Origin of the sequence: Serratia sp. CY76391, assembly GCF_052166695.1 — a bacterium.
GTDB lineage: Bacteria > Pseudomonadota > Gammaproteobacteria > Enterobacterales > Enterobacteriaceae > Serratia > Serratia nematodiphila.
This window is the reverse complement of sequence record NZ_JBJNOJ010000003.1, coordinates 41335-55229: the sequence shown is the minus strand read 5'-3', so window position 1 is coordinate 55229 and position 13895 is coordinate 41335. Positions and strand designations below refer to the sequence as shown.

Below are 13895 nucleotides of genomic sequence, written 5' to 3'. Positions count from 1 at the left end.
AAGTAGAGGTGTGTCAACGTTCTTATGCTAAATCGCGATGCTGTAATGGATTATATCCTGACGTGTTTGCAAGGTATCGTCGAAGGCGGAGTGGAAATAAAACCTGATAGCGATCTCGTCAATGATCTTGGCCTGGAATCCATCAGAGTCTTGGATCTGCTGATGATGCTGGAAGATGAATTAGATATCTCCATTCCTATCAATATATTGCTTGATGTCAGAACGCCTGAGCAACTGCTTGACGCGCTGCGCCCTTATCTGGAGAAAAACCATGGGACTGTATGATAAGTTTGCGCGGCTCGCCAATGACCGTGAACAATTTCAAACGTCCGGTCTGAATCCGTTCGGCACCTGTATCGACGAAGTGTATTCCGCCACCCAGGGGCGCATCGGCGATCAAAAGATTGTCCTCGCCGGCACCAATAATTACCTTGGCCTGACGTTCGATGCGCAGGCGATCGCCGCCGGCCAGGCGGCTCTGGCCGCGCTCGGCACCGGCACCACCGGCTCGCGCATGGCGAACGGCAGTTACGGATCGCACCTGACGCTGGAACGGGAGCTGGCGGAATTCTTCGATCGCCCGAGCGCCATCGTGTTCTCCACCGGCTATACCGCCAACCTGGGCGTCATCAGCACGCTGGCGGGGCCGGGTGCCGTGGTGCTGATCGACGCGGACAGCCACGCGAGCATTTACGACGCCTGCGCCCTCGGCGGCGCGGAAATTATTCGCTTCCGCCACAATGACGCCGCCGATCTGGAGCGCCGCATGGTGCGCCTGGGCGAACGCGCCCGCGAGGCGATCATTATCGTGGAAGGCATCTACAGCATGCTGGGCGACGTCGCCCCGCTGGTGGAAATCGTCGACATCAAGCGGCGATTGGGCGGGTATCTGCTGGTCGACGAAGCGCACTCCTTCGGCGTAATGGGCGAGCACGGCCGCGGCCTGGCCGAAGCGCTGGGCGTCGAGCAAGACGTGGATATCATCCTGGGCACCTTCAGCAAAAGCCTGGCTTCGATCGGCGGCTTCGCCGTCGGCGGCAAGGGGATGGACGTGCTGCGCTACAGCAGCCGGCCGTATATCTTTACCGCTTCGCCGTCGCCGTCCAGCATCGCTTCGGTGCGCACGGCGCTGCAAAAAATCGCCCGCCATCCCGAGCTGCGGGAAAAACTGTGGAGCAATGCGCACCGCCTGTACCACGGCCTCGCCGAGCTGGGCTATACCCTGGGGCCGCGCATCAGCCCGGTGGTGCCGGTCATGATCGGTTCAAAGGAAGAAGGGTTGCGTTTCTGGCGCGATCTGATCGCCCACGGCGTCTATGTAAACCTGGTGCTGCCACCGGCCGCGCCGGCGGGCGTGACCCTGCTGCGTTGCAGCGTCAATGCCGCGCACAGCGATGAAGAAATCGACACCATCGTGCGCGCCTTTGCGGCGCTGAAAAAATAAAGTCTTTCCTTTTCGGCCGCGGCGGCGGTGCCGAAAATGGCCACGCCGCCCTGCCGAACCGATGCGCACCTCAGTGCGCAGCCGTTGATACCCCATCAGCCGAATAGCGATACCCCTGCGCCGCCATAAATTCCGCGATGGCTTTTTCCGCCGCCGAAAGCACCTCCTCGATCGGCCGATCGGCATCGAGATCCACGATGTCGGCGCCTTCGAACGTCAATAGCGGCGTGACGGCGATCTTCTTCTCCAGCGCCGCTTTGCGGTGATCGGGTTTGCGCGCGCAGGCCACGTCCAGACTGACATTCAGCTTGAGCACCAGATCCGGTTTTTGCCCCGCCATCCATTGAAACGCCGCCCGTTCACGCGCCGCCAGCCAACGGACGAAACGGCTGCCTTCAACGTCGACGGGAAAAACCGTGCCGTCGTAAGCGCCAGGGATCTGCGCCTGCGGAAAACGGTCGGTCAACACGATGAACCCTTGCCGGCGATACGCCAGCATGCGGCGAAAACGCAGCAGCCGCCGCCCCACGAAAGCGATGATCACCGCCGACGGCAACAGGCCAATCCGGGATTTTTTCGTTTTGACTTTTTTGGTATTGCTCTCGATAGCCTTGCCCACCGAGCGCCCGAGCAGCGGCAATTTCGCCGCCGCGCGCCCGACGTTACCCGCCTGTTTGCCCAGATGCACCTGCACCGCCGGGCCATAATGTTTCACATACTCGATCAGATGTTCACAAACGGTGGACTTACCCGATCCGTCGCTGCCGATAACCGCAATCAGCGGCGGAAATTTTGCACTCATAATAAGACTCTCTTTCAATACACCAGAAACGGCGTGCCATATTTGAAGCGAACGATCGCTTATCATTGCCGCGGTGGCTGCGTGAAAAAAATTTGCCATACGCAGCGCCAAAAAGCACAAAAGATTAAGCGAAAATTGAAAACCTCTGCTCTTTTTTCGCCGTGAGCCATGCCGAGAATTAACATAAAAAGCGAAACCGGCCCACGCACGAACAATTAGCACAAAATAACAAGAACAAATGCCATTAATATCAATTCAAATAACGAAAAAGAATACCGATCTCATTATTTTATCGCAGCAAAGCACAATAAATATCTTGAACCCAAGGCGTATTGGAATACAATAGTTTTTTTCGCATTGGATCAATTATTGTGAGTCAGCAGATAAGACCTTCATCTGATCGCTCGCCCGTGCGCGTAATAGCGATAACCGGCTGTGACGGCTCGGGAAAATCCACGTTAGCCGCCAGCCTGGTCAACGCTTTATCGGCACAAGAACCTGCCGAACTGCTGTATCTCGGCCAGTCTTCCGGGCGCATCGGCGAATGGATCAGTTCGCTGCCGATTATTGGCGCGCCCTTCGGGCGTTATTTGCTGAAGAAATCGGAACGCGTGCATGAGCGCCCTTCCACACCGCCGGATAATGCCACGGCGCTGGTGATATTTTTACTCTCCTATTGGCGCGTTTATAAATTCCGTCGCATGCTGAAGAAAAGCCGCAACGGCGCATTACTGATCACCGATCGTTATCCGCAAGCCGAAGTGGCGGGGTTTCGTTTCGATGGCCCGCAGCTGGCGAAAACCGCCGGCGGCAATCGCTGGATCCGCTGGCTGAGAAAGCGCGAACAAAACCTGTACCAATGGATGGCGTCTTATCAGCCCTTATTATTAATTCGGCTGGATATTGACGAACAAACGGCCTATTCACGCAAACCCGATCACTCGCTGGCGGCGTTGCGTGAAAAGATCGCCGTCATCCCGCACCTGACGTTTAACGGCGCTAACATATTGGATTTAGACGGCCGCGAACCGGCCGACCGTATTTTCGACGCATCGCTGCACGCCGTTAAAATATCGCTGAGGGCCGCCAATGCCTAGCCGACAAATAACCTTTCCGTACCGAAACAGATGAAAAAAAATAAACTCACCGCCGAACAGGATACCTCTCCCACCTGCATCACCGGGCTGATTGCCGTGGTGGGCAGCGACGGTACGGGCAAGTCCACGCTGACCGCCGACCTGGTGAAAAACCTGCAGCAACATCGCCCCACGGAGCGGCGCTATTTGGGGCTGATCTCCGGCGAAGACGGCGACAAAATCAAGCGTTTGCCGTTCATCGGCGTGTGGCTGGAACGGCGCCTGGCGGCCAAATCCGACAAAACCCAACGCATGAGCAACAGGCCGCCGGCGCTGTGGGCGGCGCTGATCATGTACGGCTTTTCGCTGTGGCGCGCATCCAACCTGCGCAAGGTGCGGCGGCTGGCGCAGAGCGGTGTTCTGGTGATCAGCGATCGCTACCCGCAGGCGGAAATCTCAGGTTTTTACTACGATGGGCCCGGCATCGGCGTGGAACGCGCAAAAGGGTGGCTATTAAGCCGCCTGGCGGCGCGCGAACGCCGTTTATATCAACGCATGGCCGTTTATCGGCCGGAGCTGATCATTCGCCTTGATATCGACGTCGATACGGCCTTTTCCCGCAAGCCCGATCACAGTTACGAAGAGCTGAAAGACAAGATCGCCGCCATGGTGCGCCTGCAATACAACGGCTCGCGCATCATCGAGCTGGACGCCAGAGCCCCTTACGACGAGGTGCTGAGCAATGCGCTCAACGCCATTTCCGCCGTGGTGAACCCCGCGAAGCGCCCGCAGAGCGATCTCGGGCAACCCGGCGAGAACGCCGGTAAAGAAACTCAGGTTTATTAAACGAATACAGGGCAAACGCATGACTGCGGAATACAAAATGCAGCAAAACAACGATAACGGCTGGTTTGGGCTATGAAACGGTGGTTTTCCGACGGCGCGTTTCGTTCCATTTTACGTAATGCCGCCTACCTGGGTTCCGGCAGCGTCGCCAGCGCACTGCTCGGCCTGCTGGCGCTCTCCTGCGCCGGTAAAGGCATGTCGCCTGAAATGTTCGGCGTGCTGGTGGTGATTCAGGCCTATACCAAAGCGGTCAGCGATTTCATCAAATTCCAGACCTGGCAGTTTGTGGTGCAATTCGGCACTCCGGCGCTGGAGCATCAAAATACCGGGCGCTTCCGCGACGTCGTCGCCTTCTCCTTTGGCCTGGATATCGCCAGCGGCGTCATCGCCGTGCTGGGCGGCATGATCATGCTGCCGTTCTTGTCTCACGCTCTGGGGCTGGACAGCGAAAGCTTCTGGCTCGCCATGCTGTACTGCACCCTGATCCCATCGATGACCTCGTCCACGCCGACCGGCGTGCTGCGCGCCTTCAACCGCTTCGATTTAATCGCCATCCAGCAGGCGATCAAACCGTTCCTGCAGGCGGTGGGCAGCGTCATCTCCTATTATTTCGATCTGGGGTTCCCCGGCTTTATCGTCACCTGGTACGCCTCTAACCTGATCGGCGGCACGCTGTTTTGGTGGTTCACCGCGCGCGAGCTGCGCCGCCGCGATATCCATGGCGCGCTGAGGCCGCGCCTGTTCAACGTCGCGCGCCGCATCGAGGGCGCCTGGAACTTCGTCTGGACCACCAACATCGCCCATACCATCTGGGCCGCGCGCAACTCCTGCACCACCGTGCTGGTGGGCGTGGTACTCGGCCCGGCCGCCGCCGGGCTGTTCAAGATCGCCATGACCTTCTTCGATGCGACGGGCACCCCGGCCAAGCTGCTGGAGAAAAGCTTCTATCCCGAGATCATGCGCCTGGATCCGCGCACCAAGACCCCGTGGCTGCTCGGCCTGCGCTCTTCGCTGCTGGCCGGCGGCATCGGCCTGGCCGTTGCGGTGTTGATGTTGCTGGTGGGCAAGCCGCTTATTTCCGCGGTATTCGGGCAGCAATACCTGGAAGCCTATGACCTGATTCAAATCATGCTGGGCGCGATCATCGTCTCCATGATGGGCTTCCCGCAGGAATCCTTACTGTTTATGGCGGGCAAACAGCGCGCCTTCCTGATCGCGCAGGCGACGGCCTCGGCGGCCTACATTGCGCTGCTGGTGTCGATGGCGTATGCCTTCGGCGTGCAGGGCGCCGCCTTCGCTTATTTACTTGGGCAATGTTTAGACGTTCTGTTATCCCTGATACCGACGATCGGCGCCTACCGCAATCGCTTTATGTTGGGGCTGAATGTGCCCAAAGAGAGTAATCAATGACCGCTAGCAATAATTGGAAAAAGTTCTCAGCCGAAACCACCCAGGCGCTGTTTGTCGCGGTGGAAGAGGACGACCTGGTTGAGGCGAATATCAGCCTGCCGCAGCAGATTGATCTGGAATGCTCCCCCGAGAGCATTCGGGACAACTACGCGCTGTGCCTGCAGTTTTGGGAAGACGGCTTTTCCCGCCGCGAGCTGCTGCAATTGGTGAACGGTTTCCTGCAAGACCCGCAGTTGGCGGCGGCTACCCGCATGCGCTACAAATATATCCGCGCCCGCTATAAGCACCTGCGCTTCGCCCAGCAGCTGTACGGCGCCCCGCACCGCGCCAACCGCCTGTTCCACACCACCACCGTGGTGCTCGGCCATTTTCAGGACGCGTTTCGCAACGGCAACCAGAAGAACCTGACGCTGTACGGCAACCTGCTGCGGCTGCTGCTCAGCAAGCCGGTGTGGTCTTACGTGCGCTATGCGCTGCGCCACACCCGGCTGGAAAGCGCACAGGGCTTTATCACCTACCGCCAGGAGCAAATGCGCCAGCTGCAAACGCTGATCGCCGGCCCGGCGCTGACCGGGCATCAGTTCCATGACGTGCGCAAAATCGTCAGCCGCCAGGTCTCGTTCTACGACACGCTGAGATCGATCGATCCCGACAACCGCGAGGCCCGGCAGATCTCGCGCTTCCTGGCGGCGATTAACGGCCTGATGGGCGACCGGCATGACGTGATGGTGGCGGACAAGCTGGCCGGCGGCGATATCTATGATCGGCCGGCGATCCTGGATATCGACATCCGCCAGCGCCTGGAGCTGCTGCTGGCGCGTTTTCCGCTGTCGTTTTCCCAGCCGGCCATCGCGGCGGGCAGATAAGCGGGTTGCACGGAGCCATGATGACGTTACGTCGCTTGCTGACCCTCACCCTGCTGCTGGCGCCTCTGGCGGCATCTGCGCATAACTTCGTGCATGGCCGGCCGGTGGCGCCGATCGCCATCGCCGATCGCGGTGAGCTGCTGCTGCGCAACGGCGATTTCAGCTACCGGCCGTGGAACAGCGCAAAACTGGCGGGCAAGGTGCGGGTGATCCAGTACATCGCCGGGCGCACCTCCGCCAAAAAGAAGAACTCGCTGCTGATCAACGCCGTTAAGGACGCGAACCTGCCGGGCGATCGCTTCCAGCCGACCACCATCGTCAACACCGACGACGCGATACCGGGCTCCGGCTTCTTCGTGCGCGGCAAGATCGAGAAAAACAAGCGGCATTACCCCTGGGCACAATTCATCGTCGACAGCGACGGGCTGGGGCGCATGGCCTGGCGGCTGCCGGAGGAGAGCTCCACCATCGTAGTGCTGGACAAGGCCGGGCGCGTGCAGTGGGCGAAGGACGGCGCACTCACCCCGCAGGAAGTTGACCAGGTGATCGCCCTGCTGCGCGCGCTGATCGCGCAGGAGACGCCATGAAGCGCACGCCGCCGGGAACCGATAACGCATGTCTTTGATTGAACGCTATATCACGGTTGAGATCCGCCGCCTGGTGATGATGATCGCCGGGTTTCTGATCTTCATGTTCGCCAGCTACTCCGCTCAGCGCTACCTGACCGACGCCGCCAACGGCACGCTGGCGCTGCGGGTGGTGGCCGACGTGGTTTTCTATAAATCGCTGATCGCGCTGGAGATGATATTGCCCGTCGCGCTGTATGTCTCGGTGGCGGTCGCGCTGAGCCAGATGTACAGCGATGCGGAGATCACCGCCATGCTGGCCGCCGGCGCCAGCCCGCTGCGGCTGTACAAGGCGGTGCTGATACTCGCCGTGCCGCTGGCGATAGCGGTCACGCTGCTGTCGCTGTATGGCAGGCCCTGGGCGTACGCCAATATTTATCAGCTGCAGCAGCAGTCGCAATCGGTGCTGGACGTGAGCCACCTGCAGGCCGACAAATTCAACGTCAGCGGCAACGGCCGCATGATCCTCGCCAGTCACGTCGACAAAACGGCCAACCACCTGACGGACGCCCTGATTTATGTGCGCGGCGGCCATCACACCAACCTATACCGCGCGCAGTCGGTGGAGGTGCTCGACGCCTCCCCCGCCAGCCCCGCCGTGCGGCTGAAAACCGGCACCGCCTATGTGCTGGATCGTGAGGGCACCGACGACAACGGGCAGAACTACGACAACTTTGACATCGCGCTCAAACCGTTCGTGCCCAGCGCCGAGAGCCGGCACAAGTCGGCCTCGCCGGCGGAACTGGCGCGCTCCGCCGATCCGGGCGACGCCGCCGAACTGCAATGGCGCGAGAGCCGCGGGCTGACCACCGTGCTGATGGTGCTGCTGGCGATCCCCTTTAGCCGCATCAAGCCGCGGCAGGGGCGCTACGCCGCGCTGCTGCCCCTCACGGTTCTGTTTACCGTGATTTTCTATGGCGGCAACATTTGCCGCACGCTGGTGGCCAACGGCTCTCTGCCAACGATCCCCGGCGTTTGGCTGGTGCCGATAGCGATGGCTGTCGGTATCGCCCTGCTGCTGGCGCGCGACCTATCCCTGCTGCGGAAACCCTCCCGATGACCCTTTTTAGCCGCTATCTGATCCGCAACGTGTTCATCGGCTTCGCCGCCGCGGCCGGGCTGCTCATCCCGCTGTTCACCACCTTTACGCTGATCAACGAGCTGGAGGACGTGACCCCGGGCGGCTACCGCTGGCAGCAGGCGCTGCTGGTGACCGTGATGACCCTGCCGCGCAGCCTGGTCGATCTGGGGCCGTTTATCGCGCTGCTCGGCGGCATCGTCGGGCTGGGGCAGCTCTCCAAAAGCCTGGAGCTGACGGCGATCCGTTCCGCCGGGATGTCGATATTCCGCATCGCGCTGGTGATGCTCGCCGCCGGGCTGCTGATGAACCTCTCGCTCGGCGCCCTCGATGAATGGGCCGCCTCGCCGCTGCAGCAACGCGCGCTGCAAATGAAGAATAACGCCCTGGCGCAGTCGAATAATAACGACGTTACCGTTAACCCGCTGTGGGCGCGGCGCGGCAACGAGTTTGTGACAGTGAAGACCGTCGATGAGAACGACCAGCCCCACGGCATTGAGATATTCCGTTATCAAGCCAACCGCGCGCTGGAGTCTTACATTTACGCCGACAGCGCCAGCACCGCCGCCGACGGCAGCTGGCTGCTGCACAACGTGATGCAGAAAAGCTGGCAAGGCAGAAAGGAGACGATTGCGCGACAAGACAGCCTGATCTGGCACTCACTGTTCGCCGTGCCGAGCCTGAAAGAGCTGACCCTGCCGGCGGGCAGTTTCTCGCTCCAACAGCTGGATCGCTATATCGATTACCTGCAAGGCTCGGGGCAACCCAGCACCGAATACCGCCTGGCGCTGTGGAAAAAACTCGGCCAGCCCCTGCTGGTGCTGGCGATGATTTTGCTGGCCATCCCGTTTACCTTCACCGCCCCGCGCACCCCCGGCATGGGCAGCCGATTAGCGCTCGGCGTCATCATCGGGCTGCTGACCTACATCGCTTACCAGATCGTTCTCAACCTGGGGTTGCTGTTCGCCCTCAACGCGCCCTTCACCGCCCTCGCCCCGCCGCTTTTGCTCCTGGCGTTGGCGCTGGCGCTGGTTTATCGGTTTGACCGGCGGGGTTAAGCATTTTCTGAGGTTGATAAGGGATAAGAAGAGAATCGCAATTTCCATTCCAGAGAAAACATCACGCACTCACCTGCTCGCGATTTTTAAGGATGTTAGTTAATGGCAAAGATAGCTGTTTGTATACTGACTTTTAACTCCTCTCGTTTATTACACGAGGTGCTTTCTCCACTCATGGGCATTGCGGATGAGTGGATTGTGGTGGACTCCGGCAGTACGGATAAAACGCTGTCTATTTGCCAAGGCTTTGGAATAAGCCCTATTTATCATCGTTTCGAGACTCACGGACGGCAAATGAACTTTGCGATTTCTCAAGCTCATCATGACTGGGTGTTGTGCCTGGACAGCGACGAAATCCTTGATGCCGAAACCATAGCGTCCATTTTAAAATTCAAAGCGCAGGAAAACCCACCGCCACAGCAAGCCTTTAGAATCAAAAGGAATTGGTTTGTGCTCGGACAGCCAGTCAGAACGATTTATCCCATCTCCTCACCGGACTACCCCGTTCGGCTGTTCAATAGAACGCAGGTCAGGTTCAATGATGCTCCGGTAGATGATGCCGCTGAAGGCTATATTCACACGTCGGTCATTCCCGGCAATGTTAAGCACGATACCTTTTACTCTCTCCATGAAATATTCAACAAGCTCAATAGCTATACGACAAGGGTAGTAAAATACAGAAACATTAGACCCTCGTTATTTCGTGGCGTCGTTAGCGCGATCGGCGCATTTTTTAAATGGTACATACTGAGCGGGGCATGGAAGGAAGGCAAAGTCGGCGCCGTCACTGGCTTTTATGCCGTGGCCTACAGTTTCCTGAAGTATTTTAAATCCTGGTATGGCAAAGATTGATAATGTTAAGGACAGAAACAGGGGCTGAATGGCAACCACCATCCAGCCCCTGCTTACCCAGCCGACGTTAACGCAATTCCTTCGCTATCGCGCTAAACATCAGCGAGGCCTCCAGCGGTTGCGCGCTGAAAGAAGGCTCCGCCTGCGGCCAGGTAGACCACTGGACGATCACCAGATTCTCCGCCTGATTGACCATGATCATCTGGCCGAAGATCCCCAGCGCCCACAGGGAATGCTTGAGGGAGGTCTGCGGAGCAGGCTCAACGTTAGTCGCATTCACCGGCACTTCGTTGTTCCACCACTGGAAGCCGTAGATGCCGTTTGGATGCGCCGCCGACACCGACCCTGCCGCCCGCGTCCAGTTGGACGACTGGGCTACCCAATCTTCCGGCAGGATCTGTTTGCCGTTCGGCAACGTCCCGTTATGCAGAATGAACTCACCGAAACGCCCCCAGTCTTCCAGCGTAGCGTTAAAGCCGTGCGCACCCACGTCGTGCCGGCCTTTGGCGTAGGCATGCCACACGCCGTCGCTCGCCATGCCGTACGGCTGCCAGATGCTTTGTTCCAGATAGGCCGCCAGCGGCATGCCGGTGGCGCGCTCCAGCACATCGCCCAGCAGCCACGCGCCGCCGGAGGAGTAAGACCAGTTCTGCCCAGCCGGATGAGCACGCTGCAGACCGGCCACCAGCTTGCGCACGCAGGCGTAAGTGCCGGGTTTGGCTTCACACTCGGTCAGCTGCGCGAAGTCCGATTTCGGGTTGGTGTAATCCTCATTCCACGCCACGCCGGAGGTGTGGGTGATCAGCTGCCTGAGGGTCACGCCGTCCCACGCGGTGCCTTTCAGATCGGGTTCGTATTGCGTGATGAGATCGTCGAGCGAGCGGATCTTGCCCTGTTTAATCGCCACGCCCACCAGCGTGGCGACCACCGATTTGCCCACCGAGCGCGACGTCCACAGCGTGGCGTCGGTATTGCCCTGCCCCAGATATTTCCAGGCGATTTTGCCGTCTTTCAATACCAGCATGCCGCTGACGTTCTGGCGCTGCAGGTAATCCTGCAGGTGGTAGGTTTTGCCATTCACCCGATAGCTGGCGTCCGTTAACGGTTTAGCGGCAGCCGGCAGCGGCGCGGCATTGCCGTGGTGAAACACATCCCCGGCATAGTTGCGGTAGTCATTACGAAAACCGATCACCCGGTCGCTCTGGCTCCAGGTGAGCATCTTGTGCGTGTCCGGCAATTGCGCATCGAAAGGTGCGGGACAGGCGCTGAGTTCGGTGCCCGCACAGGCGGCCAGCGCGGCGGGCGCCAACAGGCCGCTGCAGAGACTGATGACAACGCCCGCCAGCAGGCTGCGGTTAAACACTTTGCTTTTCATATTTTTTCTCGCTTAGCTCAGGAAGGCGTTCAGCTTAAAAAAACGCGGCCTATAATAAAAAACGCCTGATGGGGGAAAATCCCCCGCAAAATCGACGGGAGAACCGCGTGCCGAGCCTGATTTATTCCTTTGCCCAACTGGAAGCCTTCACCGCCGTGGCCGAGTACGGCAGCCTGGCGAAAGCCGCGCTCAAGCTCGGCAAAGACCGCACGACGCTGCGCGATTTGATTGATTTTCTCGAGGATGGCTTGGGCTATGCGCTGTTCCTGCGCGAGGGGCGTAGCCTGCACCTGACGCCGGAAGGCGAACAGCTGCAGCGCCAGGCGCACCTGCTGATGCGCCAGGTGAAAGCGTTTGAGGCGTTTGCCAAAGACGTGCCGAAGAGCGCGGCGCAGGAAATCTCGCTGGTCTACGATCCCTTTACGCCCCGCGCGCTGCTGCAGGCGCTGATTGCCGCTATGGCCCAGCGCAACACGCGCCTGAGCCTGATTAACGCCTCGCGCGACGAAGCGGAAAGCCTGCTGGCAAGCGGCCAGGCCGATCTGGGCATCTGCCAGGCGCGCCATCGCAGCGTGGGCGACGCCATGGAGTGGCGCGCCTTAGGGGCAATAGAGATGGATTTTTACGCCGCCAAAACGCTTTTCCCCGGCGCCGAACAACCGCTTTCGCTGCTGGAGCTCTCGCTCACGCCGCAGGTGATCATGCACCCGGATTCTGACGAACCGGTGGCGCGCCGCCTGCAAATTTCCGGGCATACCATTTTCACCAACGAACTGGAGATGCTGCGCGCCCTGCTTGAACAAGGCTGTGGCTGGGGATTCCTGCCGACGCACATGCATGCCGAACGGTGGAAAAACGTCAACACGCTGCGCACCGAAGTGGGCAGCCAGGGGATCAGCCAAACTATGGTGACTATCTGGAAGCCGGGCAATGACCGACGGGCGCTGATTGATGAGACGTTGGGGTTGTTGCCGGGGTTGTGGGTAGGGGTTGGGGGTGAAAAGTTGCTGCTAGATTAGCGGTGTTTTTACCGGAAGACGGTCGTAGAACTCATCGTCCGCGTTGTTTTTTCGATCATTCTTTGGCGTGGATTGCTGTTTTCACCCAATGAGCCCCTCACCGCCGTCGCTCCTGCGCTGCTGGCGCTGGTTTGTTGCTTTGATAGGCGGCATTTGAGGGGCGGCTTTGAGCGAGGAGCGGAAGTTCGCAACTCTAACAACTACTTGACTAACATTGAGGTATCTTAACCAACGGAGATCAGGTAATAGTCACTTTAGTTGCTTCAATGGATAAGAATTAGTGGTACTGGAACCGTCGCTGTAGAGCTCGGTAATAATAATTTTTTTACCATCAATAGAATATTTGACCGTACTGTCTGCAGGATCATCCCGCCAGCGACCAGTACTGTCAGGATTGTCAGATGCCCACATAACTTGATCACCTATAAGTTTGCATTTGATTGCCCAACGGGTACCATCGTTCTGTCGGATATAATGTACATAGGCAATACCTGATTCAACTTTATCAAGCTGCATGATCTTATGGTCACGGCCAAACATCGCAGCAGAAGCAGCCCTGCAAACCTGACCTACCGTGACTTCAGAAGCCTGTACCGGCGCAGTAAACACCAGCGGAACAAGAAGTAAGAGTTTCTTCATTCGGATCAATCCATTTTGTTTATTTTCAGGAATAACGCTGAATGTATATTTCGGCAACTTAAAGCATTTCTTGACAAGAATTTAGCGTTACTGTGACAGGACTGATTAATTTAGTCCCTAGCGTAATCCCAAACTCTACCTAACTGTCAGCTTTGTTCCTGCTATACATTCTCAGCATGGTAAGCAAACAAAACATCGGGCATGAGGCCAGTTTTCTCTATGGTTTTCAGCACGGACTGAGTAGATAATTCAGCGATAACCTTCATTGCCTCATCACGGATCTCAACATATGCAGGGTTATCTCGGGGTACAAATGGCTCAAGGAGGTGACCAATCGCTTTACCGTTAACAGAGAGGCTGAATGTGCCAACGGCACGATCCACATTCCAGATATAAATGAGAGGACCTAGCCCAATACCCTCGCAATCATCTTCGTTACGGATCCCCGGAAGATAGACGGGCATAGACAACTTTTCATCATTCAGCGTCAGCGCAATAAACTGTTTTGCCGTGATTGAGGAACCTTGCCCAGGCTCAGTTTCAGGTCTTTTCTTTCTAAAGAATCCGAACATGCCTTTTCCTTGTTAGTGGTGAGTCAGAAAGATAATTAGCAGTCCTATAGTGCTAAATCATCAGGTCAATGGAATGACCTGTTCTCGCTTGATTAACATATTATGATGTCAGTAATGTCCACTTCTGGCATAAAGCAATCATTGTTACCTAACTTTGACCATGAAACACACCTTACCAAACTCTCCACCAATAAAATATAGACACATAAAATGATTTGATTCACAACTAATA

Annotated in this window: 15 protein-coding genes; 11 read left to right on the top strand and 4 right to left on the bottom strand. The window is 57.9% G+C overall.

Annotation, left to right across the window (positions count from 1 at the left end):
• The first annotated feature begins 24 nt into the window (after window positions 1-24).
• Both ACJ8PN_RS08130 and spt read left to right on the top strand, forming a co-directional pair.
• Window positions 25-285, top strand: coding sequence for an acyl carrier protein (locus ACJ8PN_RS08130; protein ID WP_015378483.1), 261 nt, complete (start codon window positions 25-27; stop codon window positions 283-285).
• Window positions 272-1444: a serine palmitoyltransferase gene (spt, locus tag ACJ8PN_RS08125; RefSeq protein WP_171454394.1), complete on the top strand. Its 1173-nt coding sequence runs from the start codon at window positions 272-274 to the stop codon at window positions 1442-1444. Before ACJ8PN_RS08130 ends, spt begins: the two co-directional genes overlap by 14 nt.
• Window positions 1445-1514: 70 nt before the next feature.
• On the opposite strand, the gene ACJ8PN_RS08120 is transcribed toward spt, so the two are convergent.
• Complete coding sequence (locus tag ACJ8PN_RS08120) at window positions 1515-2246, bottom strand: ATP-binding protein (protein WP_015378484.1); 732 nt, start codon at window positions 2244-2246, stop codon at window positions 1515-1517.
• A gap of 371 nt (window positions 2247-2617) precedes the next feature.
• Between ACJ8PN_RS08120 and ACJ8PN_RS08115 the strand changes: the two genes are divergently transcribed.
• The 8 genes from ACJ8PN_RS08115 to ACJ8PN_RS08080 all read left to right on the top strand — a co-directional run bounded on the left by ACJ8PN_RS08115 (window position 2618) and on the right by ACJ8PN_RS08080 (window position 10058).
• Window positions 2618-3343, top strand: coding sequence for a hypothetical protein (locus ACJ8PN_RS08115; RefSeq protein WP_351109857.1), 726 nt, complete (start codon window positions 2618-2620; stop codon window positions 3341-3343).
• Between the two features lie 30 nt (window positions 3344-3373).
• Window positions 3374-4168: a hypothetical protein gene (locus ACJ8PN_RS08110; protein ID WP_049242475.1), complete on the top strand. Its 795-nt coding sequence runs from the start codon at window positions 3374-3376 to the stop codon at window positions 4166-4168.
• Between the two features lie 72 nt (window positions 4169-4240).
• The gene (locus ACJ8PN_RS08105) at window positions 4241-5578 is read left to right on the top strand and encodes a lipopolysaccharide biosynthesis protein (RefSeq protein ID WP_004935553.1); all 1338 of its coding nucleotides are present in this window, start codon (window positions 4241-4243) and stop codon (window positions 5576-5578) included.
• Complete coding sequence (locus ACJ8PN_RS08100; protein WP_016927024.1) at window positions 5575-6444, top strand: hypothetical protein; 870 nt, start codon at window positions 5575-5577, stop codon at window positions 6442-6444. Before ACJ8PN_RS08105 ends, ACJ8PN_RS08100 begins: the two co-directional genes overlap by 4 nt.
• Window positions 6445-6464: 20 nt before the next feature.
• On the top strand, window positions 6465-7031 hold the full coding sequence (locus ACJ8PN_RS08095; protein ID WP_442534815.1) for a YtfJ family protein: 567 nt from the start codon (window positions 6465-6467) through the stop codon (window positions 7029-7031).
• Window positions 7032-7059: 28 nt separating this feature from the next.
• Entirely contained in the window at window positions 7060-8130 is a 1071-nt protein-coding gene (gene lptF, locus ACJ8PN_RS08090) for an LPS export ABC transporter permease LptF (RefSeq protein ID WP_004935565.1), read from the top strand.
• Entirely contained in the window at window positions 8127-9206 is a 1080-nt protein-coding gene (gene lptG / locus ACJ8PN_RS08085) for an LPS export ABC transporter permease LptG (protein WP_171454395.1), read from the top strand. The genes lptF and lptG overlap by 4 nt, the downstream gene beginning before the upstream one ends.
• A gap of 102 nt (window positions 9207-9308) precedes the next feature.
• Complete coding sequence (locus ACJ8PN_RS08080) at window positions 9309-10058, top strand: glycosyltransferase family 2 protein (RefSeq protein WP_171454396.1); 750 nt, start codon at window positions 9309-9311, stop codon at window positions 10056-10058.
• Between the two features lie 67 nt (window positions 10059-10125).
• Here the strand turns inward: ACJ8PN_RS08080 and ACJ8PN_RS08075 are convergent, their stop codons facing one another.
• On the bottom strand, window positions 10126-11433 hold the full coding sequence (locus ACJ8PN_RS08075; RefSeq protein ID WP_442534799.1) for a serine hydrolase domain-containing protein: 1308 nt from the start codon (window positions 11431-11433) through the stop codon (window positions 10126-10128).
• Between the two features lie 107 nt (window positions 11434-11540).
• On the opposite strand from ACJ8PN_RS08075, the gene ACJ8PN_RS08070 reads away from it, so the two are divergent.
• The gene (locus tag ACJ8PN_RS08070; protein WP_442534798.1) at window positions 11541-12452 is read left to right on the top strand and encodes a LysR family transcriptional regulator; all 912 of its coding nucleotides are present in this window, start codon (window positions 11541-11543) and stop codon (window positions 12450-12452) included.
• A gap of 249 nt (window positions 12453-12701) precedes the next feature.
• On the opposite strand, the gene ACJ8PN_RS08065 is transcribed toward ACJ8PN_RS08070, so the two are convergent.
• Together ACJ8PN_RS08065 and ACJ8PN_RS08060 are read right to left on the bottom strand one after the other, a co-directional pair.
• Entirely contained in the window at window positions 12702-13091 is a 390-nt protein-coding gene (locus tag ACJ8PN_RS08065) for a hypothetical protein (protein WP_351110285.1), read from the bottom strand.
• A 161-nt stretch (window positions 13092-13252) separates the two neighbouring features.
• The gene (locus tag ACJ8PN_RS08060) at window positions 13253-13663 is read right to left on the bottom strand and encodes a hypothetical protein (RefSeq protein ID WP_351110283.1); all 411 of its coding nucleotides are present in this window, start codon (window positions 13661-13663) and stop codon (window positions 13253-13255) included.
• Window positions 13664-13895: the final 232 nt, after the last annotated feature.